Genomic DNA, 24,976 nt, shown 5'->3' on the forward strand with positions numbered 1-24,976 from the left:
TCTTGGTCGATGCTACTGTCATATCCACGATGCTTTTCAGTTCTCTTCCTATCCCTTATTTTTTCGGATTCCTTTATGGTATTGTCTATAATAGATTTCAATCTCTACCCCCACAGCAAATGTTGGTTATCTTAAATGTGTTATTGTACTAACTTATATTTAAAAGCAACGGTTGTTTAACCAATAATTTACCACCAAGCAAAGAATTTTTGACTAATATTCGAAGATCATCTTCAACATCCAACCGGGGAGTGATTGTGAACTCACAATTTTTATAACTCGAACAATCGAACCAGTGGTGGTCAACATCATCAGTTTGAAACATTAGACTCTAAGGTCTGGGCATAGCAATGATCTCATTTATTTTTAGGTCGAAGAAGTTACCCATGTGCGCGGGCTTCAAAACCATAGCAGTATCTGCACCTTTAGCAGTGCCCCCTATAGCTATAACTTCTCTATCTGTGGGTATGAGTCCTGCATCTGCAGCCATGATGCTTATTTCCACACAAACTTTTATTCCTTGTGAAAACAACCTTAAGGTTCCTGCTATTATTTCCACAGGGGTTATACCACCAAATTTATTGCTTATTCCCCGTCCAACTCCGCTTAGGGAGTGGGAACCTATGTATATTGGCACGCCAGCATCTTCCAGTTTTTTAACATATTCCTCTTGAAGTTCTAATTCATCCCCACCTCTAAATCCTGCATGGTGGGTTATGCTAATAATCTGTGCATCAGGCATGCTCTGGAGAACTTTCACACTGGTACGCCCGGATACTGAGGCCACCACTATATTCTCGATACCTAATTCTTCTCTTCTTTCTTTAACCAGTTCTATTACTTTATCTGTGTTTTCTGCACCAGGATTTGCAAAGTAATTAATTGTTTTTTCCATAAAATGCCCCTCCATTTTTATTTAAATGATCATGATGATTTTGTTATCACGAGGTATTTGTTGCATTTAGTTGTTGAATCCTCTTTTTTATGAATTCAGAATCTCAAATTGACTATAGTATTTGAATTCAGCAACTATTAACCCTTTTCACTGTTTTGATATAAAATTTTTTGATGTAAAATTCTGAAATTATAAATGTATAAAAATATTTTTCATGTACAACTATTACCAACTATTCCAACTTATATAAATGATATTTAAATGACTATTTACATATGTGATCAAATCTAATGTAATGGTATTAGTAAAGGTATTAGTAAATGTTTAAATTGACATGTGTGAAAAGACACTTACCTATACATAAAACATCATATTTCTGCTATTAATATCTGTTAAGTAAGATAAATTAATGATTAGATGTTTAATTAGAAAATAATTTGAAAAAAAACACTACACTATATAAAGTTCTAAAAAGTGATGTTAATGAATGCTTTTGATTTTCTTACCCCCCAACGCAACCCTCCAGAAGGTACTGGAATCACCATGATGTTGGATAAAGGGATGGGTCCGGTTTCCATCATAGATCTCCTTGAAATCTCTGGAAAATATGTGGACCTGGCTAAATTTGGATGGGGAACTTCAGCTATTCACAACCGCGAAATAATTCAGGAGAAAGTTGAAATCTACCGCTCTTATGGTATTAACCCTTATCCTGGTGGTACTCTCTTTGAAATAGCCTATTCAGAAAATAAGGTAGAGGATTATCTAAAAGAGGCAGATGAACTCGGATTCGGAGCCATTGAAATTTCTGATGGAACAGTTGAAATTTCTCCTGAGGACAGAGAGAAGGTTATATCTATGGTGAAAGATCAAGGATTTCTGGCCATCACTGAAGTTGGGAAAAAGGACCCGGCAAAGGATGGCCTTTTAACAGCAAATGATCGGATGAAAATGGTTAATGAAGACTTAAAATTTGGAGCAGATTATGTTTTAATGGAGGCTCGGGAAGGAGGAAAGGGAATAGGTCTTTTCGATGACAGTGGCCAGGTTAAGAAAGACGAGTTGCAAGTTATTGTTGAAGGTTGTAAAGTGGACAAAATAATATGGGAAGCTCCCCAAAAAAATCAGCAAGCGTATTTTATATTAAAGTTCGGACCCAATGTAAGTTTAGGTAACATCCCTCCAGAGGAGATAACCGCCCTGGAAACCATGCGATTAGGGCTCAGAGGAGACACTTTTGGAAAGGTGAAACTATAATGATTGAGGAGATAACTATTTTAGGGGGATTTGACAAGCAGGGAAACCCCGAACCCGTCAAAAAAGTAGTAATCAGGAAGGGTGAGATCTTCGGTGTGGTCGGTCCCACAGGAAGTGGTAAAAGCTCCCTAATAGGTGATATTGAGCAACTTTCCCAGGAGGACACCTTCTCCAAACGGAGGATACTAGTCAATGGTGAGGCACCCAGTTACGAGGATAGAACCAATCCAAGAAAGAAAATGGTAGCTCAATTATCTCAGAATATGAATTTTCTGGCGGACATGACTGTAGGTGACTTTTTGAGTTTACATGCCAAGTGCCGTGGAGCCAGCAGTAAATGTGTGAATGCAGTGATTGAATTAGCCAACACCTTAACTGGAGAGCCAATAAAAAAGGAGCATGATCTCACCATATTAAGTGGGGGGCAATCAAGAGCCTTAATGGTGGCAGATGTGGCTATTATCAGCAATTCACCAATTGTACTCATTGATGAGATTGAAAATGCAGGAATCAGAAAACATGACGCCCTGGAGGCTCTTGCAGGCCATGGAAAGATTGTTATGGTAGTTACACACGATCCAGTATTGGCTCTAATGACCGATAAGAGAATAGTCATGAAAAATGGTGGAATGCAAACTGTTGTAGGCACTACACATGAAGAAAAAGCCCTATCTCAAAAACTAAATAAAATTGATGAACTGATGCTCAGTTTAAGGGATAAAGTTAGAAATGGTGAAGTGATTCAGGATATTGAAGTGGAAATGTAAAGTGGAAATATAAAAAAAGCAACTGAACCATTACACTGAACCATTACTAATTGCTCTAATTGCTATTTGTTTATTTCAATGATTATTTCATTGGATATTTTAAGGAATTTTTCCACTATGGTTCTGTACTTTTCCTCACTCCTTTTTAATGCTTCTTCAGCTTTTTTACGATCCCTGATATCCATAAAACTTTCAAGCAGAACTTCATGACCATTTAAATTAACAGGAACCACATTTTTAATGATTGGTATTTCATTACCATCCACATCTAACAGCACTCTTTCTGAATTGTCAACAGTTTGATTCAAGTCTATAATGGGACATCTTCCTTCTTCAGCTGGGCAAACGTAGTGGTGACAGTTACGTCCCACAATCTCTTCCTTAGAAGCTCCGATAAGTTCCATAGCCACCTTATTCAAATCAAGTATATTGCAGGTTTCAGCGTCAATGATAATGATCCCAGTTTGTATGGCAGAAAAAATAGTTTTTTGATAATTTTCTTTCTCCTCCAGTTCTTTCTGCACTTTTTTAAGCTCTTCTTTGGATTTCTCCAGTTCAGCAATCTTAGATTTAAGTCTCTCAATTTCCTGCTGGAGTTCAGCAGTTGTTTTATCGGATTTCATAGTGTAAGACCATCCAACTATTAACCTCAATTTTTTAATTAATGTTTATTTATCTAGTTTTTACAAGATAATAAAATATCAATTATTATGCAAACCAATTTATTAATACAAGTTATACAAATTAATATAAAAAAATAAATTAATATACATATCATTTTCATGGCCAGAAAATAATATCTGGCCAAATGAATATCTAAGTACTAGGTATAAATTGATATTAATTAAGCCAATTCACTATTTGTTTCATCAATCTTATTATTTGTTTATCTATAAGTCAATGTTCATCTTAATTCCATTTAATTATTTGGAAATTAAAAAATTTCAATAAAATTTGGGGATTTTTCCCATTTATTGTCATTTTTTCTTGAGAAAAACTTTATACACGGTTACCATAATTTTAACATTACTTACCATAACATTATGTTAAATAATAAAACTAGTAAAACAATAATAAAAGCTTAATTAATTAAGTATGTGCCGTTGATAATTTTTTTTGTTAAAAACCATTCAGTTATTTAAAAACTATTTAATTCATTGTAGAATATAACAAGAAATTCAAACAAACAATAAGTGTAAAGATTAGTTAAGTAAACTAAGAGTAAAAATTGAATGAACGGTGATTTTTATGAGAATGATAATAGTGGCCGGAACTCCAGGTTCCGGGAAGACTGCTGTTTTAATCCATGCTCTGCGCAGTCTTAATGAAATGGGACTTAAATCCGCTGTGGTAAAGGTGGACTGCCTGTACACTGATGATGATCGTAAATTTTCGAAGATAGGAGTACCTACCAAGGTTGGTTTATCCATGGACATGTGCCCTGATCACTATGCCATCTACAACCTGGAAGAAATGATTGATTGGGCAGATGAAAACGATGCAGAACTCCTAGTAGTAGAAACTGCTGGCTTGTGTCACCGATGCGCTCCCTTCACCGATAATTCATTGGGAGTTTGTGTCATAGATGCTACCAGCGGTCCTAACACTCCATTAAAAGTAGGACCTTTTTTAAGCACAGCAGACATTGCTGTGATTACCAAGGGGGATATGATTTCTCAGGCTGAAAGAGAGATCTTCCGGGAAAGAATCCTGGAAGTAAATCCGAATTGTAAGATTATCGAAGCTAATGGCCTCAGTGGTCAGGGTTGTGCTGAACTGGCAGATGAGATTATTAAATCACCTGAAGTTGCCCTTGATGGTGAAAAACTAAGACATTCAGCACCACTGGCTGTTTGCACCCTATGCGTAGGGGAAACCAGGGTTAACAAGAAATATCACCGAGGTATTTTACGCCGAATAGATGGTTTTCAAAGTTACGAGGGAGAATAAATCTAGAATAAATTTATCCAAAATATAATTTATTCAAAATAATTATAGATTTCTCCATAAACAGGTAATTATGGTGTTAAATGATGAATAAAGTCCCTAAAGATATTGGTCAACAAAATAAAATTTTAATGTTGCTCCCAGGTTATAACTGTGGAATATGTGGCTATGCAAGGTGTGATGAATTCGCAGGAGCCCTTCTCAGAAAAAGAACACAGCTGGATAAATGTCGTTTCCTATACCAGGAAATTTTTCAGGATGAACTTGCTCAACTTCAGGAAATTCTCAAGGAAGAACACATAATACCTGAAAAAGAGAAAATAATAGGGGTGATGGATGGTTATGAAGCGGACATCATACTAAAACCACTTCCAGATGAAACTTCTTGCCGGGAAATTCTATTTCCATTCACCCGTGAGGAGATAAAGGCGGGCGAGGTTATAAGGTACCGTCCCCTGGGATGTCCAGTTATCCACTTTGCCAAAGTTTTGGATGAAAATCATGGATTGATCACAGTACACCTGGTTGGACCATGCCATCGTCTGGATCCCGAAGTTGAATTTGACTTTAAAGATGTGGGAGTTTGTATGGTTGGTGGATTTGAGGGCATTATCGAAGGAGAGCTACCAAGTGTAGGCGAAACAGTAAGATTCTTACCCTACCATTGTATGATGCAGAAAGTCCACTCTGGTGTTGTGGTCCAATTAGAAGGTAAAAAGGCAATTATTGAGGGAATCGACCTTAAAGTATGGGCACCTCCAGTAAAGGGGTGATCATCACCGTTTTATGCGCTTTAGGATTGTGTATAGAAGATAATTGTATAGGCGATAATAAATCAGCAAAATAAAAATTCAAATTTTTTTTATACTCTAAATCCTATTTTTGTTGATGGTTATGAATCAAAAACCGCATCAAAGTCTTAAACCAGAATATATACAATATTCTGAAGGAGAAAGTAAGTACCAGGTTATCCCGGTCAAGACGGGTTATATCAAACCGGGTACTCCCTATGATATTATAATAAAAAACTCAGCTGATTTTTTGGAGGATGAGGACTATCTTGTTGTTTCAGAAACTCCCCTGGCCATATCACAGGGCAGGCTGGTTGATGAAGCTGAATTTGAACCATCTTTAGCTGCTTATTTCCTGGCAGATCTATGGTCTAAACATGTGTGGGGATATTTCTTGGGACCTTTACTTCGAATTAAAAAAAGAACCATCCAAAACCTTCGAAAACTACCATCTGAAGCACGTTCCCATAAAGAAGTTATTTTAAAATATTATGGATGGAAGCACGCTTTAAAACCAGCTTCAGAAGCTGGGGTTGATTTGAGTAATGCTCCAGGGTCCTGTGTTTCGTTACTTCCCCATGATCCTCAGGGTATTTCAGAAGAGATGGAGAAGAAAATAAGGGATGAATTAGGTAAAAAGGTAACTGTGATGATTATAGATACGGATGCAACTTATAAAATTGGGAAAATGAAATTTACATCTCTTCCGATTTCTATTGATGAAATTAAAAATAACATGGGGATTTTTGGATATTTGCTGGGTCGTCTGGGCAAGATTCAGGGACCTACACCACTGGGAATTTCAAAACCAAAAAATATGGATGAGATCTTTCAAATTGCCAGGGCAGCAGAAGAATGTCAAAAGCTTCATGAAAATAACATGGAAACTGTTTATGACATGCAAAAATTAGTCCAAAAAGAAGTAAATGATATAACTGTAGAAATACTGGATTCAATTACCCATATTCCTGCTGTAATTGTCCGAAAATTCCATTAACGTGTATTGTACCTTAATATGCTTCTATAGATCTCCTATAGGCCTAATATGGTCTTAAGTATTCGCTTTTTCAACTGTTTTTCTTGCAAGTAACCCCTATCAAAAAAATATAAATACTATCTAGGACCATATAGTTAATTAACCCATGATATTTTTAACACCCATTATTTAGCTTACATCATTAAATAAGGGCTAACCGTGCATATTTAACACCAAGGGGTTTAATAGGGGCGGAGAGATACATTTAGATTTACAAATTCAAGCGGCTGATTTCCACCATGGCGGCAACCATACGGGTGAAAATTTATTAGCATTGCTTTGATTTGACTTATCAGTTTTATGTTTGATTTCTTTCTCTCCGTATGGGAGGTCTGTCATAATGCTCAAATTGAATGATCCTGAAATTCAAGAGTTGCTAAAAATGTCAAAACATGAAGGAGGAACTGAGATGCTTAAGGATCCTACTGTACAGGAGATTCTCATTGATGTTACAAACGACCATGAGAACAGCATCCCTATAATCCAGTGCTTATTAAAAGGTAAAACCACCGATGAAGAGATTGCAGAAGAAACAGAAATCCGATTAAACATTGTGCGAAGGATTCTTTACAAATTGTATGATGCTGGTGTTGCCAGTTATAAAAGAAGTAAGGATCCAGAAACCCAATGGTATACCTACAGTTGGAAATTTGAAGAAGAAAAAATTGCAGAAATCATATCTGAGAAGTTTGAAAAGTTCTCAGAAGAAATTCACCAATCCCTGGAATACGAAGAAGGAAACATGTTCTTTGTATGTCCTAATGGATGTCGCTACAATTTCGAAGAAGCATCTGAAAGGAATTTCATCTGTCCAGACTGTAATACCAGCATGGAATTCCAGGATAACTCCTCCATAATAACTGAATTAAGGGAATTAAAGGAAAGAATGAGTTAAAAATTTTTCCTTAATTCTCAAGTGTCTGGAAATTTTTTTTAAGTCATTAGTTCAAATAATTCATGGAAATATAGTAGTAAATTCTTTTTAGGATATTAAATACAACTACAAAGGAAATTGCCTCTTTTTAAAGGTGGATATTTGATTTCCAATAAATATAATAATAAATATAGTAAATTTCAATCTCCCCATATCTTAGAAGAATTCAACTGTCCCCGATACGTGATTGAACATTCAAAAGCAGTTATGTTAAAGGCAGCTGATTTATCCTTGAATTTTAAGGGAAAAGTTGACCTAAATCTGGTGAAAGCAGGTGCCATGCTACACGATGTGGGGCGTTCCAAAACTGCTGGCATTAAACATGCTGTTGTTGGGGCAGATATTCTAAGAAAAAATCATTTTCCCCAAGAAATAGTGAAAATTGTGGAACGGCATATAGGCTCTGGGATAAGTAAAAAAGAGGCTGAAATCCTTGGTTTGCCTCCTCAAGATTATATTCCAGTTACACTTGAGGAAAAACTGGTTGCGCATGCGGATAATCTTATCCATGGAACTGGTGAAGTAGATTTAGATTTTGTAATTAAAAAATGGACAGATAAAATGGGAGCACATCACCCCTCTATCATCCGGCTGGAAAGATTGCATGCTGAATTAGTGGATGCTTTTGACTGAAACGGTCCTAAATCAACCAGATAATTTATTGCATCATTAATACATCCAGAATTCAATATTACAAGTCACTTACTGTCCAGTCATTTAAAGCTAATTTAAAGCTAATTTTTTTTTAATACCCATGCTGATCATATAAAAAACTATAACTAACATTCTAATAATTAACTAACATTCGAATAATGAATATAAATCTTATATAGTAGTAATTAGGGTGGAGAGCATGAATAAAAAAAGAGTCGTAGTGTTTATAGGGCCTTCATTACCATTAGATGATGCCCGTAAAATTTTAGATGCTGATTATCGTTCTCCAGTGGCTCGGGGTGATATTGAAGCCTTATTAACTGATCCTCCACACATTATCGGCATCATTGACGGTGTTTTTCATCAACAACCTGCTGTTTCCCATCGTGAGATACTGAAGGCTCTTAAATATGGAATTACTGTTGTAGGAGGATCCAGTATGGGCGCGCTTAGATCAGCTGAACTTGACAGTGCAGGTATGATTGGCATGGGAACTGTATACCAGATGTACAGGGATGGGAAAATAGAATCTGATGATGAGGTGGCAATTGTATTCAACCCTGAGACGCATGAACTGCTCTCCGAAGCATTAGTCAGTATGAGTTATAACTTCCAAATGGCTGAAAATGAGGGGATAATAACAGCTGATGATTATAAAAAACTTTACGAAACTGCTAAGAACATATATTATCCTCAAAGAACCTATCCGCGTGTTTTCAAGAGTTCTGGTCTTCCTGAAAACAAGATTCTAAAACTTAAATCCTTTTTAGATAAAAATGGAATTGACATTAAGACTGAAGATGCTAGAAAAGTTCTAAAGTACATTAAAAATCTTGTTGAATAGGAATCTAACCCTAGGATATCTAACTATAGGATATCTAACCATAGACATCTAATCAATAGGAAATCAGTCGGATGGAAATCATTAGGATAATATAAAAAATCAAAATTGAAGAAATAATAAAATGAATAAAATCTATAAATTGAATCTGAATAATTCTGAATAATATACAACAAGTTAAATAACATTATCGTGAATAAATACAATCTTTCACCGTTTGTGGTATGATTATGGATGCCGAAGAAAAATTAGATAATTTAAAGGCTTATTTTAATGGAAAAAAAGTCCTTGTGGCTTTTTCAGGCGGTGCGGATAGCACACTATTGGCTTTGATGGCTAAAGACGGGGCAAAAGAAGCACTGGCAGTTACAGTGGACAATGGGCTTATGCCTTCAAATTGCATGGATAAAGCAGAAGAAATCGCTGGTGAAATAGGAATAAAACATTTTACAATCCGAGAAAACTTTCTAAAGGATGATGAATTTGCAAAAAACCCACCAAATCGCTGTTATATCTGTAAAAATAAAATATATCAATATCTGACTGAGATGGCATTGGATTATCACTATGATCTGGTTGTGGATGGTACCAATCTTAGTGATTTAATGGAAGACCGGCCCGGAATAATAGTCAATAGGGAGAAAAATATTAAGATGCCTCTGGTTAAATTTGGGTTCAGTTCAAAGGATGTAAGAACTATTTTGAAAGATTGGAACATTAATTATCATCCCTCAACCACCTGTTTAGCCACAAGAATACCCGCAGGGTGCCAGATCACTCTCAAAAAAATCAACCGTATTGCCTATGCTGAAAATCTCGTCCGTGCACTTACGGGTCTTGATGTGGTCAGAGTGAGAGATGATGAAGGATTAGCTCTTATTCAAGTGGGAGATATCGAAAAACTTTTAGATAAAGCTCTACTCTGCCAGATAGATTCTGAATTGAAAGCAGTTGGATTTAAGAAAATAAACTTGGATATTGATAATTATGGAGATTTTAAAACTGAAATTATGGTTTACAAACCGTGTAAGGATGAGAAAAATCGGATAATGTTTGAAACCCAGCTGCCATATCAGTTTAATATCCAGGATACTTGTCATGAACTGAAACAACTGGGTGCAGTTAAATGTTCTGTGGAGATGGGCATAGCCATGCTGGAAATAGATGGTAGCAGCATCACCCTATTTGCCAGTGGGAAAATCGTTGTCAGAAGAGTAAAAGACCAAAAAGATGCTCAGGAATTACTGATGAAAATTTTACCATGCATCCGAAGGAAGAAATAAAAAATTAGAAAAATATATAGATTATTTTTCATTTATATTGGTTTTATAATTGTAATTTTTAAAATAAAGAATAAAAGGGCGATTAATGGATTTAGTTTTTTAATTAATGCTTTTTCAATTAATATTTCTTTAAAATTATTCTTTTTTCAATCATAGTTCTCTATGAACCGGTTCTTTAACCTTACGTCTAAATGCAGTTAGTTTCTTGAAAAAGCCCCTATCATCATTACCTGAGAGGATGATAATATCCCCTTCTACTTCCACTACTTCCCCATCGGCTTCTATGTTTTCAATTTCGACAGTAATTTCAGAAGCATCTTCCAGGGTGTCATTGGAGGTGTAGGTATAATCCAAAACCAGTTTATCATGAGGATGCACTTCTTGCAGTGCTCTTTTAATGGTAAGCTCCAGGATATTGAAGAAAGTTTCCAGTTGAGGTGTTCCTTCCCACCAGAGAGTGGCCATGATAAATTGAGGATTGATATCATGCAGTACCACATCTCCACCTTTTTTACCCACAATACGGATTGTTTCAGGATCTGCCTTTATTTTGATGATGGGTTTAACAATGGGGGTCATTTTAGTTTCTTGGTCTTCAGTGAGAGTTTCTTCAGTTTCATGGGGAGTTGTATCAGACATATTAATCATAAAAACATTTTTTTGGTTTTTTTAGATACTAAATATCATTTTAGGGAAATTATTTTGTTTTTGGGATTTTTTTTGGGATGGAAGGGATGGATTTGGATGGAAATAATTTGAATCATGCTGGAATAGCGAACATCTAATATATTATTTACCATTTAACGATAAGTTATATGCAGTTCTGATTAGCACATTCATCAATTAATCAATTAAATAGTTAATCAATTAAATAAGCAATTAATATGGGGTATCCAGAATTTTAATACTCAATTAGATGTCCAATATCTTAAATTTCTCTGAATTTCCAAAATCCATAATTTAGTTAGTCAATAATGGATTTAATCAGATCTCCAGCCCTTACTAGTCCTACTAAGTTTCCTTCCACATCAATCACTGGCATCTGTTCAATGTTTCTCTGACGCATCTTGTTGGCACAATCCTTCACTGCAGTTTTGGTGGTGACAATAGCCAGGTCAGTGGTTGCAACATCTCTAACTTCTTTGTCAGAGAACTGTAGATGATTTTTAATGACATAGAGCACATTTTTACTATCCCAGGACCATTTATCTCCTTCTGTACCTACGGAAGTGTTGTGAACAGTCTGTTCAGAAACCACTTCACTTTCATCTAAAAAGTCAGTTTCTGTGAGAATTCCTGAAGGTTTACCTTCATTACTAAGGGCCAGGAGTACCTTAAGGTTGAAGTATCGCATAATTGCGAAGGCTACATTAAGAGGGGTTCTTTCCCAAGTAGTTGGCACGCTATGTAGCATGTAATCTTCTGCTGGATCAGTGATATCCAGTTTCCACAGGGCTTTGTTAATCAGATCTGATGCAGTTACTAATCCCACTAGTTCTTCATTTTCCACCACTGGAACTCTTCTTATATTGTTTTCTGACATCTTCCTGGCAGCATCTTTAATATCATCTTCAGGCCCCACGGTTATCATATCCCGAGTCATTATCAGAGCGATCTGCTCTTCGTCGGGGTTTTCTACCAGGTCGGTTCTGGTGAGTATGCCTACTAATTTCTTAGTGCCTTTTTTAACTACTGGTAATCCTGATACTTTATATTTCCTCATTAGTTCCATTGCATTTTGACGATTTCCTGGTACTTGAATGTGGTAAATTTCCTCTGACATGATGTCCTTTATCTGCATTATTTCACCAGCCATAAGCTGCAACTAAAATAAAGTATTAAAAAAATATGATATTATAATTAGTGCACGGCTAAAACAGGGCATTTCGCTGATCTGACAACTTTTTCAGTTACACTGCCCAGTAAAAATCGATCCAAACCGTGTTTTCCAGAGGTGCCCATAACTACCAGATCCACATTTTCTTTCTCTATTGTTTTAAGAATAGAATCTCCAGGGGAACCTTCTTCAGTTTTAAGGGTTACTTTAATTTTTTCTTCTAGTTTAGCTTCTTTTGCACTGTCACTTACCATTTCGGAGATTCTTTCCAGTGATCTTCGACCTTCTTCCTTTAACATTTCTTTAATTCTTACGATAAGGTCTTCAGCAGGGAGCCCCACTAATGATGATGTTTCAATTACATTTAAAACAATGATTTCAGCGTTGCTTTTGCTTGCTATCCAGATGGCATGTTGTGCGGCTTTTTCAGCATATTTTGAACCATCTGTGGGCAATAATATTTTCTGGTACATTTGTTTCACCTTAAGAAGTATACTAGGTTACCATCTGTCATGAGACCTATTATGTTTTTCGATTCAGTGCGGTTTATCAGAGACAGTATGGGGTTATTTGATAACTGTTCTACTATCATCATGTCTGCTAACTTTCCCTCCTCAATACACCCCAGGTTCAGATTAAAAGCCTTACCTGCATTAACTGTGGCCATCTTCAGAATCTCCACCGGAGAGAAATACTCTCTATAATGGCCTCTGGTAACTTTCAAAGCATATTCCATCTCTCTAAACATATTGGGGGAATTAAACATCAGGTTATCAGTTCCCAGAAGTAAATTAATTCCCCTATCCCACATCTCTTTAATGGGAGGTATTCCTACAGAAAGCGCGCCATTAGAACGGGGACAGCAAACAACAGACTTTTCATCATTTTTTAAGAGTTCCAGATCAGATTTAAGGGGGCTTGTCGCATGAATCAGGATATTAAAATCATTTCGAAGAGCCCTTTCCACTTCACTCTTACCAGTGGTTTTGAGAGAATTTTCCTGCACTTTTTCATATTCTGCAACATGAATGGCAGATATTTTATTCATCTCAGCGCATGTTTCTGTAATTATACTCACTACCTCATCATCAATTTCTCCAAAACCACTTAAACCAATACCATCTGAAGAAGAAAGAATCATTTTGGAGGATTTTCTAATTTCTTCTTCAGCATCAGAAGTCAGGGGTGTGGTAAATTTTTTTAAAAATGAATCATGACGTCCCAGGACAATCTTCCTTATAGGCAACCCTTCCCCGGCTTTTTTAATCAAAGAAATACCTTCAACCCCTCCTTCCCTAAAATCAACCATGGTTGTGGTCCCTGTTTGGAGCATATCCTCCATTGAACCTCGCATGGAAGTAATAATATCTTGTGGTGATGATGCACTAAGCAGTTTATGTTTAAGCCCGTGGGGTGGTTTTACAATTTTATCAATGGTTTCTCCATCTCCAATATCCTTGGCCACAGAATCTCCCAAATGAACATGACTATTAATAAGTGAGGGGGATACTATACAACCTTTAGCATCTAATTCCTTCCCTCCCGATGCTTGGGGTGAAACCTCCACAATTAGATTGTCTTCAATTAGAACATTTGCCTTCACTGGTTCCATTTCCGGACCGTAAAGTACCAATCCATTTTTGATGTTAAACATACAAAGATTAGTATATTAAACGGGCTATTTATCCTTTGACTTAATAGATAAAAAATAGATAAATCTGCTTAAAAAAAACAAAATCAAAACCCCTCCCATATTTTGATTGGATATATCTGATTTTTAAAAATTAGTTATTTTTTTTAAATCGATCTTGGGAAAATTAAACTGCAACCCGTAAAACCATAAAAAAAGAAAAATAAGTAAAATAATTCGAATAAAAACGTGAATAAAAACGTTTAAAAAATTTTTCAGTGTCTAGTGGAACTTATATGGTTTTTTTTAAGCTTAAAGGAATTCATAATCTTAATTTTCAATAAAAATATAAAAAGATAATATTTGTTTATTTAAAGTTGAATCTACGAGTTCTAATTCAAATCAGTTTATATTATGATACTTTTTAAGTGATTTAACTCCAATTTTCCCTTTTCCAACACTCTCAATGGCATTCAGCGCTGCTCTTGCACCGGCCAGTGTGGTGACATAGGGTATTCCCAGTTCAACAGCCATCCTCCGGATGTAGTATCCGTCATCTGCAGATTGTTTGCCTGAGGGGGTGTTTATAATCATATCCACTTCCTTGTTAAGGATGGCATCCTGTATATTAGGCGATCCCTGGCTGATTTTGCGTACAATGTCAATATCCACATGTTCATCAACAGCTCTAGCTGTTCCACGGGTGGCGATGAGGTTAAAACCTAGTTTTTTGGCTTTTTCTACAATATCTCTGATTTTATTCTTATCAGCATCACGAACACTTATGAAAATGGTGCCTTTCTGGGGAAGATCCATGCCTGCTGATAGCTGTGCTTTGTAATAGGATATTCCGAAGTTTTCATCGATTCCCATACTTTCCCCAGTTGATTTCATCTCAGGGCCCAGCACAGAATCGGCTTCAGGAAGTTTTATAAAGGGGAATATGGATTCTTTAACTGCCACATGGCTTATTTTAACTTCGTGATTAAGTCCAAAATCTTTTAATTTTTTTCCCATCATTAACTCAGCAGCTATCTTAGCCAGTGGAATACCTACTGCTTTGCTAACGAATGGAACAGTTCTGCTAGCTCGGGGATTGGCTTCTAAGATGTAAACTTGCGGTCTATCCTGTTCATCCATTTTAACTGCATACTGAATATTCATTAAACCCACAACATCCAATTCCAGAGCTAATTTAATGGTATGTTCTTTGATGGTAGTTAGAACATCTTCAGGGATGCTCTGTGGGGGTATAACGCATGCCGAGTCTCCGGAGTGCACTCCTGCCTCTTCAATGTGTTCCATGATCCCTCCAATGAAGACTTCTTCTCCATCTGACAGGGCATCAACATCGATCTCAATGGCATCTTCCAAAAATTTATCCACCAGAATGGGATGTTCCGGAGATATGCGCACTGCTTCCTGCATATACTCCCGGAGTTCATCATCATCATAGACGATTTGCATGGCCCTACCTCCCAGAACATAGGATGGCCTTACCAGAACCGGGAATCCAATTCTAGCAGCTACTTTACGGGCGTCTTCAAATGAATATGCAATTCCATAATCAGCCTGTGGTATTTCCAGTTTATTTAGAACTTTAGTAAACCTTTCCCTGTCTTCAACACGGTCAATACTCTCGTGAGGTGTTCCCAATATCCTAACTCCTTCTTGGGCCAGGGGAACTGCCAGGTTAATGGAAGTTTGACCTCCGAATTGTACCACCACTCCGTATGGTTTTTCCTTGTTGATTATGCCCATAACATCTTCCAGAGTGAGAGGTTCAAAATAGAGCTTGCTGGAGATATCATAATCAGTACTAACTGTTTCAGGGTTATTATTTATTATTATGGTTTCAATACCATCATCTTTAAGTGCCATGGCTGCATGCACGCAGCAATAATCGAATTCGATTCCCTGTCCGATTCTGATGGGTCCTGCTCCAATTATGATGACTTTTTTTTCCTCTGAAACTGCAACTTCATCTTCTTCTTCATAGCAACCATAATAATACGGTGTTTTTGCCTCAAACTCTGCAGCACAAGTGTCAACCATTTTATAGGAAGGGGTTATTCCTTCCTTTTCCCGGGATTCTCTAATGGTTTTCTCATCTAAACCTGTGATTTGGGATATGATACGATCTGAAAAACCCATTTTTTTAGTTTTACGCATTATTTTTGGTTTTAAAATATTTTTTGCACTGATTTTTTCTTCCCATTTTGCGATATTGAGTATTTTATTCAGGAAAAAAGGATCAATTTGAGTTATATCCTGTATTTCTTCAACAGTCATTCCTGATTTCAGGGCACTGTAAACCTGGAAAAGTCGTTGATCAGTGGCGTTTTTAAGTTTTTCTTCATCAAATGCTGTGGTTTCAAAACCATAGCTTCCCACATCCAGACTGCGAATAGCCTTGTGCAAGGATTCTTCCAGTGTACGGCCAATGGCCATTACTTCCCCAGTTGATTTCATCTGCACCCCTATTTCCCTGCTTATTCCCTTGAATTTGTCAAACGGCCAGCGAGGAATTTTGGTGACAATGTAATCCAGGCTGGGTTCGAAAGATGCAGGAGTTTCCTTGGTGATATCATTTTGAATCTCATCCAGAGTCATACCCACTGCAATCTTGGCTGAAATCTTAGCTATAGGGTACCCGGTGGCTTTAGAAGCAAGAGCACTGCTCCTGCTCACTCGAGGATTAACTTCAATAACTTTGTACTCTCCAGTGATGGGGTGAACAGCAAACTGGATGTTACAACCTCCCTGGATTCCCAGAGCACGTATAATTTTGATGGAAGCATTTCTAAGGCGCTGGTTGTCCACGTCAGACAGGGTCTGTGAGGGTGCCACTACAATACTTTCACCAGTGTGAATTCCCATAGGGTCCAGGTTCTCCATGTTACACACAATGATGCAAGTGTCATTTTTATCCCGCATTACCTCGTACTCGAATTCCTTCCAACCCATTACCGATTGATCAATGAGCACCTGGTTGATATAACTCATTTCCAATCCGTGAGTGGTTATTTCTTCCAGTTCCTGACGATTATGGGCTACTCCACCACCAGTTCCCCCCAGAGTAAAGGCAGGTCTTACAATAACGGGATAACCGATTTCTTCCACAGCTTCCAATGCTTGCTCTAATGTGGAAACTGCTTTAGCCTTAGGAACAGGTTCATTAAGCCTCTTCATGAAGCTATCAAAAAGGTCACGATCTTCAACATTTTTAATGGTTTCAACAGAAGATCCGATGACTTTAACTCCTTCCAGGGCACCTATGGCTTCCAGACCCGTGGCAACGTTCAAACCAGTCTGCCCTCCCATGGTGGGTAGTATGGCATCCGGGTTTTCCTTTTCAATAATCTTGGCAACAATTTCAGGGGTGAGAGGCTCCACATAAACCTCATCAGCCATGTCAATATCAGTCTGGATGGTTGCTGGGTTACTGTTCACCAGTACAGTTTCAATACCCTCTTCCTGGAGGGATTTACAGGCTTGAGAACCAGAATAATCGAATTCAGCTGCCTGGCCGATTTGAATGGGTCCTGAGCCAATAATGAGTACCTTCCTAATTTCTTCGTCCCGCGGCATTTATAATCCTCTTTATCCTCTTAATGGCTATTCATTTTCATATTCAAATATTATCAGTGCTTTGAATTTTTATCCAATATTTCAATACCAGTTTTCTTTTTTTATTCTTGTTATTCCTCAAATTCTAGTTATTTCAATAATTTTTAAGGTTTTCCACGAAGTTGTTGAAGTAGTAATCAGTGTCATGGGGTCCGGGCCCTGCTTCTGGATGGTACTGTACACTGGATATGGGGAGTTCCTGGTGTTTTATTCCCTCAACCGAGCCATCATTAAGGTTTACTTGGGTCACTTCAATGGGTAGGTCGTTACATGATTCAGGATCAATGGTAAAACCATGATTCTGTGAGGTTATGGAAACCTTACCAGTTTTCAAATCCTTTACCGGTTGATTTATTCCCCGATGTCCGAATTTCATTTTATAGATTTTCGCACCAAAAGCTAGGGAAATAATCTGCTGCCCTAAACAAATTCCAAAAATGGGGAGTCTTTCTGAAAGCTTTCGCACGGTACTTATAGCTTCTTTAACTCGGGTAGGATCTCCAGGTCCACTTGAGACTAAAAGTGCTCCTGGGTCGTAGTCCATGATTTCCTGAGGAGAAGTGTTATAAGGTAAAACAACCACTCCAACTTCTCTTTTTAAAAGAGCGTTTATACTATTGTTTTTTATTCCACAGTCAAGTATTACAGCTCTTTGTTTGTATTCCTCACCCAGTATGCGTGTTTTGGTGACGGACACCTCTTCAACCAGGTCCAGTTCTTCAATTCCTGGCTGATTTCGGGCCATTTCCAGGAGTTCATCATCCTCAATCTCTTCAGTAGCCAGAGCTCCTTTCATGGTTCCGTGTTTCCGAATTTTAATGGTAACCGAACGAGTATCTATTTGACTGATCCCTGGAATTTTATATTCTTCTAAAAAGTCAGATAGGTTCTTTTCAGATAGACCATGGGATGGATATGGATTTTCTTCTCTTACAATAAATCCTTCTGCTTTTATTCCATTAGATTGGAACCAATCTTCTGACACACCATAATTACCTTGCAAAGGATAGGTGGACATTAAAATCTGACCCTTGTAAGATGGATCAGTAAGAGATTCAACATAGCCTGTCATGCCAGTGGCAAAAACCACTTCTCCTGTCTTAATTGTGCAGTACCCGAATCCTTCTCCTTTCAGTATGGTGCCATCCTCTAAAGCTAACTTGGCCTCTTCTCGCATTAAATCACCGTGATTACCACTATTTTAATGGGATCAGCATTATTACGTGGTTATCTTTTGTTAATTTGATATATTTTTTGATAAGACTTCTGATAAGATCTAACAGGATAATTTATGCTATAACTTGATTAATTTCCATTTTTTAGTAGAATACGCTTTTTTTGCAAAAATTACCATATTTTGTTAGGGTATGAATCAAATTTTATCTATTTATCATTTATCTGAAGTATCTATCTGAAGTAAATCTATCCACTTATTAATCTATTTGTCTAATCATTTAAGAAATTTTTTTTAGATGTTTTATACAAATATATTCTGAAAATTTCTGAATCAAAATTATTCGGAATATTGAATTTCTTTCACAGGACTATTCTAGAACAACTCAGATTGTTTTTAGAACTCTGTTTCACTCTTTGAAATATTTTCTATTGCTCTAGATTCCCCTAATTCCTTCAAGATTTTTGCCATAACCACTGCATCTTCCCCATCTTCATAATAATCTTTTAAGGGAGTTTTCTCAATGAAGCCCAACTTCTGGTAAAATTTACGGGCTTTTAGATTTGATTTTCTCACTTCCAGACGAATAGTTTTTACACCATATTTGCGGAAAATTTCAATGGCTGTTTCAACTAATTCTGTTCCAATTTTCTGCCTGTGATATTCTTTATCCACTGCAATGGAGATGATATGACCCTCATCTTCAAATCTGATCCAAAATATAATATAGCCCACCACCATATTATCTTGCTGGGCCACCAAAAATCCTGCACCTAAGTTATAGATATCAACCAGAACATGGGCAGGGTAAGGGTCGTCAAAGGATGCTAATTCAATTTCCATGACTCTTTTCAGGTCTGGACGTTTGAATTCTCTTATTATCATGAAGTTCTCATCTCTCTGGATTCATAAGTGATAAAAATGTGGAATGACTTTGCTGAGTACATTTATAGGAACTACTACCAGTCTTCACTCATTGTGGAAGTTGGAGTTGGACACTTTAAGCAGGTGGTATGCAACTTGAAGGAACATCTTAAGGTGGATATCATCATGACGGATATTAAACCTTACCATGACCAGATCATCTTAGATGATATTAGGCAACCTGACTTAAAAATATATAAGGATGCTGGGCTCATCTACTCCATAAGACCTCCAGAAGAATTACACCCCCATCTGGAAAAACTCTGTCAAAGAACGGGTGCTGATCTAATTATAAAACCCTTATCAACAGATTCTATTAATACCCATGAGGAAATGGAGTTGATTAATTATAAAAAGGCATTTTTTTATAAACTCAATTTCAAATAAAAGATGAAAAGAGGATTATACTCAGTAGGGCTGCTTTTGATTGGGTAGTGATACATAATCTTTATTTAATCTTTTGGTGCGTGATTAAACGAGTGATATAATCCCATAACCCTAATGCTTCTAATTAATTCAATATATTCAATATAATAATAGCAAATGCCAAAATTATTATTAAATATAAAAACATTAATCAAATGTATAAATTATTTTTGTATAAATTATTTTCAGGTTTTTAGGTGTGCGTTTTCATGAAATGGAAGAATTTAAGTGTAGATGAAACTTTAAAAACTCTTAATTCCAGTAGAGATGGTTTAAGCAGTACTGAGGCTCAAAAACGTTTATTGGAATATGGAAAAAACGAACTGGTCGAGGATAAAAAAGCAGGGCCTATTTCCATATTTTTAGGGCAATTTAAGGACATTCTCATCTTGATCCTGATTATAGCAGCCATAGCCGCGTATTACGTAGGGGACACCTTGGATGCTATAGTCATATTGATTGTGGTATTCATCAATGCTGTGGTGGGATTCATCCAGGAATACCGTGCTGAGAAGGCCATGGAAAAACTTAAAGATATGATATCCAGCGAAGCAGTGGTTATAAGGGATGGTCATCAGCAGAAAGTACCTGCAGGAGACCTAACTCTGGGGGATATTGTTATTTTAGAAGAGGGGGATAATGTTCCAGCGGATCTCAGGATAATTGAAAGCTACGATCTCCTGGTGGATGAGTCAGCTATGACTGGAGAATCATTACCTGTTGAAAAACATTCAGAGGTGATATCCGTTGATGATCATGGAGCAGAAAACATGGCATTCATGGAAACGGATGTTTCTTCCGGCAGGGGAAAGGGTGTAGTGGTTGAAATTGGAATGGACACCGAGATTGGCAAAATCGCAGAGATGATCCAGGAAGAGGAAGAAAAAACACCACTGCAGAAAAAAATAGCCAGTTTAGGAAAGATCCTGGGACTGCTGGCAGTTTTAGTATGTTCAGTGGTGTTTGTACTTGAATATTTACATGGAACACCCCTGGTGGAAACATTCATGACTGCGGTCTCACTGGCAGTGGCTGCGGTTCCCGAAGGCTTGCCCGCTATTTTAACCCTCACACTGGCTCTGGGAATGCAGAGAATGGCAAAAAGCAATGCTATAGTTCGCAAACTCTTGGCAGTGGAGACTCTGGGGTCCTGTAACGTTATATGCACAGATAAAACTGGAACACTCACCTTGAACCAGATGACTGTACGTGATGCCCGGGTTAATGAACCGGAAATGGTGTACAAAATATCGGCACTATGTAACAATGCCACCCAGTCCAATGGAAAAGTGCTGGGAGATCCTACCGATGCTGCCCTGCTTTTATATGCTGATGAAAATGGCTACAACCGGAAGGAACTTGAGAAAAAATATCCCCGGTTACTGGAAATACCCTTGGACAGCACCAGAAAAAGGATGACCACAGTAAATGAGATTGAGGGTGATCGATATCTACTGATTAAAGGTGCTCCAGAAGTCCTGCTGAAACGTTGCACTGAAATTGAGGGTGAAAGGGGGGTTTGCTCCCTGGAAACTGAAGACACAGAAAAGGTAATGAAGGACCTCAATGAAATGACTGGAAATGCACTCCGGGTTCTGGGATTTGCTTATCGTAAATTAAATCCTAATGAAAACCTGGAGGATAAAGAAGCCCTGGAAAAGGATCTTATATTCGCAGGACTGGTGGGTATGATGGACCCTCCCCGGGAGGAAGCTAGAGAAGCAGTAGCCACTGCTAAAAAGGCAGGAATAAAGGTGGTGATGATAACTGGAGATCATAAGGATACTGCGGTGGCCATAGCTCGAGAGATAGGCATTGCTGATGATGAGAATGTCCTGGCACTCACTGGTTCAGATCTGGATAAGCTCAGTGACCAGGAATTCGAGAACATGGTGGATGATGTCCGGGTTTACGCCAGGGTGTATCCGGAACAGAAAGTCCGCATTGTGGAAACCCTTAAAAAGAGGGGTAATGTTGCATCCATGACTGGTGATGGGGTGAACGATGCCCCTGCACTGAAAAAAGCTGCTATTGGTGTGGCCATGGGCAGTGGTACTGATGTGGCCAAGGAATCTGCGGATATGCTACTTCAGGATGATAACTTTGCCACCATAGTTAAGGCAGTGCAAGAAGGACGTACCATTTTTGATAACATACGCCGTTTCGTTCGCTTCCAGCTATCCACCAACATTGGAGCCATAGTCACCATAACCTCTGCATCGATAATGCAACTGCCAGTTCCCTTTAACCCCATACAGGTGTTATGGATTAACATTATTATGGATGGACCTCCAGCTCAGTCACTGGGTGTTGAACCATCAGAAAAGGGAGTAATGGAACGTCCACCTATTAAAGAGGATATTATTCCCCGGAGGAACATCCTAAAAATAGTCATTGCTGGTTTGGTTATGAGTGCGGGGACACTGGGCCTGTACTATTACATTTACAAGTTAAGTAATGCAGGGTTAGATAAGGCCACGACTGTGGCTTTCACTGTATTTGTAATTTACCAGATATTCAATGTGTTCAACTGCCGTTCACAACAGGGATTTTCAAACAAATTCCTTTTCATAGCTGTGGGTTCATCATTCCTGCTACAATTAGGAGTAATATACATCCCCTTCCTTCAGGGAATCTTCAAAACCACATACCTCGGTGCTATGGAATGGGTGTTGATTTTCCTGGTTGCATCCACCATATTCATCAGTAACTGGCTGGCAGAGAGGTTCATAAAGTAAGAGGCTCATAAATGCTCATAAATATGTTAATAGAGTAAAAATTCACTTAGAGTAAGGGATTCAAAATTTATAAGTGTTCGAGGGTCGTGAAAATGAATATAATGGTGATGGCTGGAACCAGTGATGCCCGGAGGATCATTAAATGTTTATCATCCAGAGAAGGTGTTAATATTTTAGCCACTGCCACCACCCCTCATGGCAGTGAATTGGCCAGAATTTCAGGGGCCAATAGAATTCTTGAAGGTCGTTTCGATTCAGATGAGTTATTGGAAATAATTAAAAAGAACGATATTGAACTTTTAATTGATGCCACACATCCCTTTGCAGCAGCAGCAACACAAAATGCCATAAAAGCATCAGATACCATGGGTGTTGATTATATTCGTTTTGAAAGACCTTCCACCAAACTTCCAGACAGTGAACTTGTCTTTAAATCAAATTCTTTTGAAGACGCGGTTAAAACCATCCTGGAACTTTTAAATAGAAATGATTCTATTTCAAGTGCAGAATTTTCCTCCAAAAAAAGGAGTTCTGCAGAAGATTTAACTGATGAATCTGGTAGAGTTTTCCATATGGCGGGTGGGAACACCTTACATTACCTTACCAATTATATTCCCCAGGAAAAGATTGTGGTTCGGGTTATTCCAACTGTTTATTCAGTTAAAAGATGTCTTGAACTGGGCATTCCCCACAGGAACATTATTGCCATGGAAGGGACTTTTTCAAAAGAATTTAATGAAATTCTCATGAAAGAATACCAGGTTGATGTGGTTTTAACCAAGGAAAGCGGAATGAGTGGAGGTACACTGCCTAAAATTCAGGCAGCTCTTGATGTGGGCATACCTTCGGTAGTAGTAATGCGCCCAGAAATCAAAGAACTTCGTGGCAGAACAGTTTTAAAGGAAATAGAATCCCTGTGTGATGAACTTTTTAGATAGATTTCAGGGATTTAAGAAGAAATCAAAGAAATCATTTCCTAAAATTAATCAAATCACCAAATCCACCAAATCAATAAGAGCCTATCAGTAAGTAGAAGTAAGCCTCAGCTCGCCCATCATTCATCACATTTTCAGAGCTCATAGGGTTCATCATTGGCTTAATTGGGTTTTTTGAAAAAACAAAGCTAATTTATTTATAGAGAAATAAAAAGCTTTTTAGTTATATGATTATGTTAGATGCATCTAATATAACTTATTTATCATTTTTTAAAATTTATTGACTGTCCAATAATATGAATATTGAATAATTCATGAATTGGTTCATTCTTGATGAAAGTAGTTCACAATGCTATGATTTAATATATCTAAGAGAATGGTGGGTTTATCTCTTTTATGTTGATTGCAATTTTTCCTGTTGTTCAAGAATAGAAACGGCTGTATCCAGTTTCTCCAATCCATCTGGCAAGTTTATCAGAGTTTATCATATCTAAACTCTCGGGCATCTTATTTAAGTTCAATAAAAGCTGTTCTTTAGTGGTTTGGACTTGAAGGCTTAAATTTCCCTATTTGATAACAAATCTTGAACCACTTGTTAAGATGTTATTAGATAATTTACTAAGATGTTTCAAAGTTATTTGAGGAAAAGGCATAAAACCCTACTGTTCAATCCATCCCAGGGTTTTCATCAGTTGATCCCCTAGAAGTTCCTTTAAAGAATCCAATTTATCCTGGTATTCAGATTTTAGTAGAGGTTTGCATTGATCTAAGGTAGCATCTCCTGAAAGAAGTTTCATTGAAAATGCCATGCAAGTTGCAGTTCCACATTCTTTGCAGTTAGTCTTAGGGAGGCAGTTATAGATGTTTAAAGGCCCAATTTTTGACAGCTTTTCTGAAATATCCTCATCACCATTTCCTTCCTGACTTTCAAGGTAACATTGGTTAATTTTTTCCATGAAATATGTGATTATTTCAATCCCTTCCTCAGGGTCTCTGGTGTTCATCATCATTATTTTTCCAGAGGGGAAAAAAGATATGACTCTTTCGTGTGTGTTTAGGGTTAAGATTTTTTTGTGAGGTATGAAATTAACGTTTCCTGGGGGGAATTTACGTGCAAATATGGGCATTACATCTTCTAATGCTGAATCAAGTTGCATTGCTAGTTTAACTCTGCCTTCTTCTGCCATACAGGGCATTATTTTGGTTATGGAAACACTTTTTACTAACGATCCATCTTCGAAAATTTCGTATTTTAGTTCTTTCATTTCCATTTTTAT

The 24,976-nt window shown here is 37.4% G+C and carries 23 protein-coding genes (1 of these 23 running past the window's edge); 12 read left to right on the top strand and 11 right to left on the bottom strand.

Annotation, left to right across the window (positions count from 1 at the left end; genetic code table 11):
* Nucleotides 1-101, bottom strand: partial view of a cell division protein FtsZ gene (gene ftsZ / locus HVN35_01885; protein ID NYB51305.1) — the 5' portion only. It extends 1,051 nt beyond the left edge of the window; the window shows 101 of its 1,152 coding nt (coding positions 1-101); the start codon lies at nucleotides 99-101; its stop codon lies beyond the left edge, outside the window.
* A gap of 230 nt (nucleotides 102-331) precedes the next feature.
* Nucleotides 332-895 (bottom strand): hypothetical protein, encoded by a 564-nt coding sequence (locus tag HVN35_01890; protein NYB51306.1) that lies wholly within the window; start codon nucleotides 893-895, stop codon nucleotides 332-334.
* Between the two features lie 483 nt (nucleotides 896-1,378).
* Between HVN35_01890 and comA the strand changes: the two genes are divergently transcribed.
* Together comA and HVN35_01900 are read left to right on the top strand one after the other, a co-directional pair.
* A complete protein-coding gene (comA, locus tag HVN35_01895; protein ID NYB51307.1) occupies nucleotides 1,379-2,152 on the top strand; it encodes a phosphosulfolactate synthase in 774 nt (257 codons plus the stop codon).
* A complete protein-coding gene (locus tag HVN35_01900) occupies nucleotides 2,152-2,919 on the top strand; it encodes an ABC transporter ATP-binding protein (GenBank protein NYB51308.1) in 768 nt (255 codons plus the stop codon). The genes comA and HVN35_01900 overlap by 1 nt, the downstream gene beginning before the upstream one ends.
* Before the next feature lie 62 nt (nucleotides 2,920-2,981).
* Here the strand turns inward: HVN35_01900 and HVN35_01905 are convergent, their stop codons facing one another.
* Complete coding sequence (locus tag HVN35_01905; protein ID NYB51309.1) at nucleotides 2,982-3,542, bottom strand: PAS domain S-box protein; 561 nt, start codon at nucleotides 3,540-3,542, stop codon at nucleotides 2,982-2,984.
* A gap of 625 nt (nucleotides 3,543-4,167) precedes the next feature.
* Here HVN35_01905 and HVN35_01910 point away from each other — a divergent pair.
* From HVN35_01910 to larE, 7 genes are all read left to right on the top strand, one after another.
* A complete protein-coding gene (locus HVN35_01910) occupies nucleotides 4,168-4,869 on the top strand; it encodes a hypothetical protein (protein ID NYB51310.1) in 702 nt (233 codons plus the stop codon).
* Between the two features lie 83 nt (nucleotides 4,870-4,952).
* Nucleotides 4,953-5,639 (top strand): hypothetical protein, encoded by a 687-nt coding sequence (locus tag HVN35_01915; GenBank protein NYB51311.1) that lies wholly within the window; start codon nucleotides 4,953-4,955, stop codon nucleotides 5,637-5,639.
* Between the two features lie 121 nt (nucleotides 5,640-5,760).
* Nucleotides 5,761-6,654: a coenzyme F420-0:L-glutamate ligase gene (locus HVN35_01920; GenBank protein NYB51312.1), complete on the top strand. Its 894-nt coding sequence runs from the start codon at nucleotides 5,761-5,763 to the stop codon at nucleotides 6,652-6,654.
* 448 nt (nucleotides 6,655-7,102) lie between these two features.
* Nucleotides 7,103-7,588 (top strand): transcription factor E, encoded by a 486-nt coding sequence (gene tfe / locus HVN35_01925; GenBank protein NYB51313.1) that lies wholly within the window; start codon nucleotides 7,103-7,105, stop codon nucleotides 7,586-7,588.
* Between the two features lie 192 nt (nucleotides 7,589-7,780).
* Nucleotides 7,781-8,260, top strand: coding sequence for a TIGR00295 family protein (locus HVN35_01930; protein ID NYB51314.1), 480 nt, complete (start codon nucleotides 7,781-7,783; stop codon nucleotides 8,258-8,260).
* Between the two features lie 220 nt (nucleotides 8,261-8,480).
* Entirely contained in the window at nucleotides 8,481-9,125 is a 645-nt protein-coding gene (locus tag HVN35_01935; protein NYB51315.1) for a TfuA-related McrA-glycine thioamidation protein, read from the top strand.
* 227 nt (nucleotides 9,126-9,352) lie between these two features.
* Nucleotides 9,353-10,405 carry an ATP-dependent sacrificial sulfur transferase LarE gene (gene larE, locus HVN35_01940; protein ID NYB51316.1) on the top strand — a complete coding sequence of 351 codons (1,053 nt, stop codon included), beginning with the start codon at nucleotides 9,353-9,355 and terminating at the stop codon, nucleotides 10,403-10,405.
* Nucleotides 10,406-10,555: 150 nt separating this feature from the next.
* Here the strand turns inward: larE and HVN35_01945 are convergent, their stop codons facing one another.
* From HVN35_01945 to rimI, 7 genes are all read right to left on the bottom strand, one after another.
* Nucleotides 10,556-10,984, bottom strand: coding sequence for a hypothetical protein (locus tag HVN35_01945; protein NYB51317.1), 429 nt, complete (start codon nucleotides 10,982-10,984; stop codon nucleotides 10,556-10,558).
* Nucleotides 10,985-11,369: 385 nt separating this feature from the next.
* A complete protein-coding gene (locus HVN35_01950) occupies nucleotides 11,370-12,206 on the bottom strand; it encodes a CBS domain-containing protein (GenBank protein NYB51318.1) in 837 nt (278 codons plus the stop codon).
* 59 nt (nucleotides 12,207-12,265) lie between these two features.
* The gene (locus tag HVN35_01955) at nucleotides 12,266-12,715 is read right to left on the bottom strand and encodes a universal stress protein (protein ID NYB51319.1); all 450 of its coding nucleotides are present in this window, start codon (nucleotides 12,713-12,715) and stop codon (nucleotides 12,266-12,268) included.
* 5 nt (nucleotides 12,716-12,720) lie between these two features.
* On the bottom strand, nucleotides 12,721-13,896 hold the full coding sequence (locus tag HVN35_01960) for an amidohydrolase family protein (protein NYB51320.1): 1,176 nt from the start codon (nucleotides 13,894-13,896) through the stop codon (nucleotides 12,721-12,723).
* A gap of 378 nt (nucleotides 13,897-14,274) precedes the next feature.
* On the bottom strand, nucleotides 14,275-17,463 hold the full coding sequence (gene carB, locus HVN35_01965; GenBank protein ID NYB51321.1) for a carbamoyl-phosphate synthase large subunit: 3,189 nt from the start codon (nucleotides 17,461-17,463) through the stop codon (nucleotides 14,275-14,277).
* A gap of 133 nt (nucleotides 17,464-17,596) precedes the next feature.
* Nucleotides 17,597-18,679, bottom strand: a complete 1,083-nt coding sequence (gene carA, locus HVN35_01970; protein NYB51322.1) for a glutamine-hydrolyzing carbamoyl-phosphate synthase small subunit — start codon at nucleotides 18,677-18,679, stop codon at nucleotides 17,597-17,599.
* Between the two features lie 393 nt (nucleotides 18,680-19,072).
* The gene (gene rimI / locus HVN35_01975; protein ID NYB51323.1) at nucleotides 19,073-19,561 is read right to left on the bottom strand and encodes a ribosomal protein S18-alanine N-acetyltransferase; all 489 of its coding nucleotides are present in this window, start codon (nucleotides 19,559-19,561) and stop codon (nucleotides 19,073-19,075) included.
* Between the two features lie 36 nt (nucleotides 19,562-19,597).
* Here rimI and HVN35_01980 point away from each other — a divergent pair, with 36 nt between their 5' ends.
* The 3 genes from HVN35_01980 to HVN35_01990 all read left to right on the top strand — a co-directional run bounded on the left by HVN35_01980 (nucleotide 19,598) and on the right by HVN35_01990 (nucleotide 23,702).
* Complete coding sequence (locus HVN35_01980; protein NYB51324.1) at nucleotides 19,598-19,987, top strand: hypothetical protein; 390 nt, start codon at nucleotides 19,598-19,600, stop codon at nucleotides 19,985-19,987.
* Nucleotides 19,988-20,235: 248 nt separating this feature from the next.
* On the top strand, nucleotides 20,236-22,764 hold the full coding sequence (locus tag HVN35_01985; protein ID NYB51325.1) for a calcium-translocating P-type ATPase, PMCA-type: 2,529 nt from the start codon (nucleotides 20,236-20,238) through the stop codon (nucleotides 22,762-22,764).
* Nucleotides 22,765-22,856: 92 nt separating this feature from the next.
* Complete coding sequence (locus tag HVN35_01990; protein NYB51326.1) at nucleotides 22,857-23,702, top strand: precorrin-6A/cobalt-precorrin-6A reductase; 846 nt, start codon at nucleotides 22,857-22,859, stop codon at nucleotides 23,700-23,702.
* 656 nt (nucleotides 23,703-24,358) lie between these two features.
* Here the strand turns inward: HVN35_01990 and HVN35_01995 are convergent.
* A complete protein-coding gene (locus HVN35_01995) occupies nucleotides 24,359-24,970 on the bottom strand; it encodes a Fe-S cluster domain-containing protein (protein ID NYB51327.1) in 612 nt (203 codons plus the stop codon).
* Nucleotides 24,971-24,976 lie beyond the last annotated feature (6 nt).

The sequence above is a fragment of the Methanobacteriaceae archaeon genome (assembly GCA_013403005.1).
GTDB lineage: Archaea > Methanobacteriota > Methanobacteria > Methanobacteriales > Methanobacteriaceae > Methanobacterium.

What these genes read in the sequence shown, in the direction of transcription:
- HVN35_01980 (NYB51324.1), top strand. Translation starts at nt 19,598, where the DNA reads ATGTGGAATGACTTTGCTGAGTACATTTATAGGAACTACTACCAGTCT.
- HVN35_01995 (NYB51327.1), bottom strand. Translation starts at nt 24,970, where the DNA reads ATGGAAATGAAAGAACTAAAATACGAAATTTTCGAAGATGGATCGTTA.
- HVN35_01915 (NYB51311.1), top strand. Translation starts at nt 4,953, where the DNA reads ATGAATAAAGTCCCTAAAGATATTGGTCAACAAAATAAAATTTTAATG.
- HVN35_01900 (NYB51308.1), top strand. Translation starts at nt 2,152, where the DNA reads ATGATTGAGGAGATAACTATTTTAGGGGGATTTGACAAGCAGGGAAAC.
- tfe (NYB51313.1), top strand. Translation starts at nt 7,103, where the DNA reads ATGCTTAAGGATCCTACTGTACAGGAGATTCTCATTGATGTTACAAAC.
- comA (NYB51307.1), top strand. Translation starts at nt 1,379, where the DNA reads ATGAATGCTTTTGATTTTCTTACCCCCCAACGCAACCCTCCAGAAGGT.
- HVN35_01945 (NYB51317.1), bottom strand. Translation starts at nt 10,984, where the DNA reads ATGACCCCCATTGTTAAACCCATCATCAAAATAAAGGCAGATCCTGAA.
- HVN35_01985 (NYB51325.1), top strand. Translation starts at nt 20,236, where the DNA reads ATGAAATGGAAGAATTTAAGTGTAGATGAAACTTTAAAAACTCTTAAT.
- HVN35_01950 (NYB51318.1), bottom strand. Translation starts at nt 12,206, where the DNA reads ATGCAGATAAAGGACATCATGTCAGAGGAAATTTACCACATTCAAGTA.
- rimI (NYB51323.1), bottom strand. Translation starts at nt 19,561, where the DNA reads ATGATAATAAGAGAATTCAAACGTCCAGACCTGAAAAGAGTCATGGAA.
- HVN35_01955 (NYB51319.1), bottom strand. Translation starts at nt 12,715, where the DNA reads ATGTACCAGAAAATATTATTGCCCACAGATGGTTCAAAATATGCTGAA.
- HVN35_01910 (NYB51310.1), top strand. Translation starts at nt 4,168, where the DNA reads ATGAGAATGATAATAGTGGCCGGAACTCCAGGTTCCGGGAAGACTGCT.
- carB (NYB51321.1), bottom strand. Translation starts at nt 17,463, where the DNA reads ATGCCGCGGGACGAAGAAATTAGGAAGGTACTCATTATTGGCTCAGGA.
- HVN35_01990 (NYB51326.1), top strand. Translation starts at nt 22,857, where the DNA reads ATGAATATAATGGTGATGGCTGGAACCAGTGATGCCCGGAGGATCATT.
- carA (NYB51322.1), bottom strand. Translation starts at nt 18,679, where the DNA reads ATGCGAGAAGAGGCCAAGTTAGCTTTAGAGGATGGCACCATACTGAAA.
- HVN35_01935 (NYB51315.1), top strand. Translation starts at nt 8,481, where the DNA reads ATGAATAAAAAAAGAGTCGTAGTGTTTATAGGGCCTTCATTACCATTA.
- HVN35_01890 (NYB51306.1), bottom strand. Translation starts at nt 895, where the DNA reads ATGGAAAAAACAATTAATTACTTTGCAAATCCTGGTGCAGAAAACACA.
- HVN35_01960 (NYB51320.1), bottom strand. Translation starts at nt 13,896, where the DNA reads ATGTTTAACATCAAAAATGGATTGGTACTTTACGGTCCGGAAATGGAA.
- HVN35_01905 (NYB51309.1), bottom strand. Translation starts at nt 3,542, where the DNA reads ATGAAATCCGATAAAACAACTGCTGAACTCCAGCAGGAAATTGAGAGA.
- larE (NYB51316.1), top strand. Translation starts at nt 9,353, where the DNA reads ATGGATGCCGAAGAAAAATTAGATAATTTAAAGGCTTATTTTAATGGA.
- HVN35_01920 (NYB51312.1), top strand. Translation starts at nt 5,761, where the DNA reads ATGAATCAAAAACCGCATCAAAGTCTTAAACCAGAATATATACAATAT.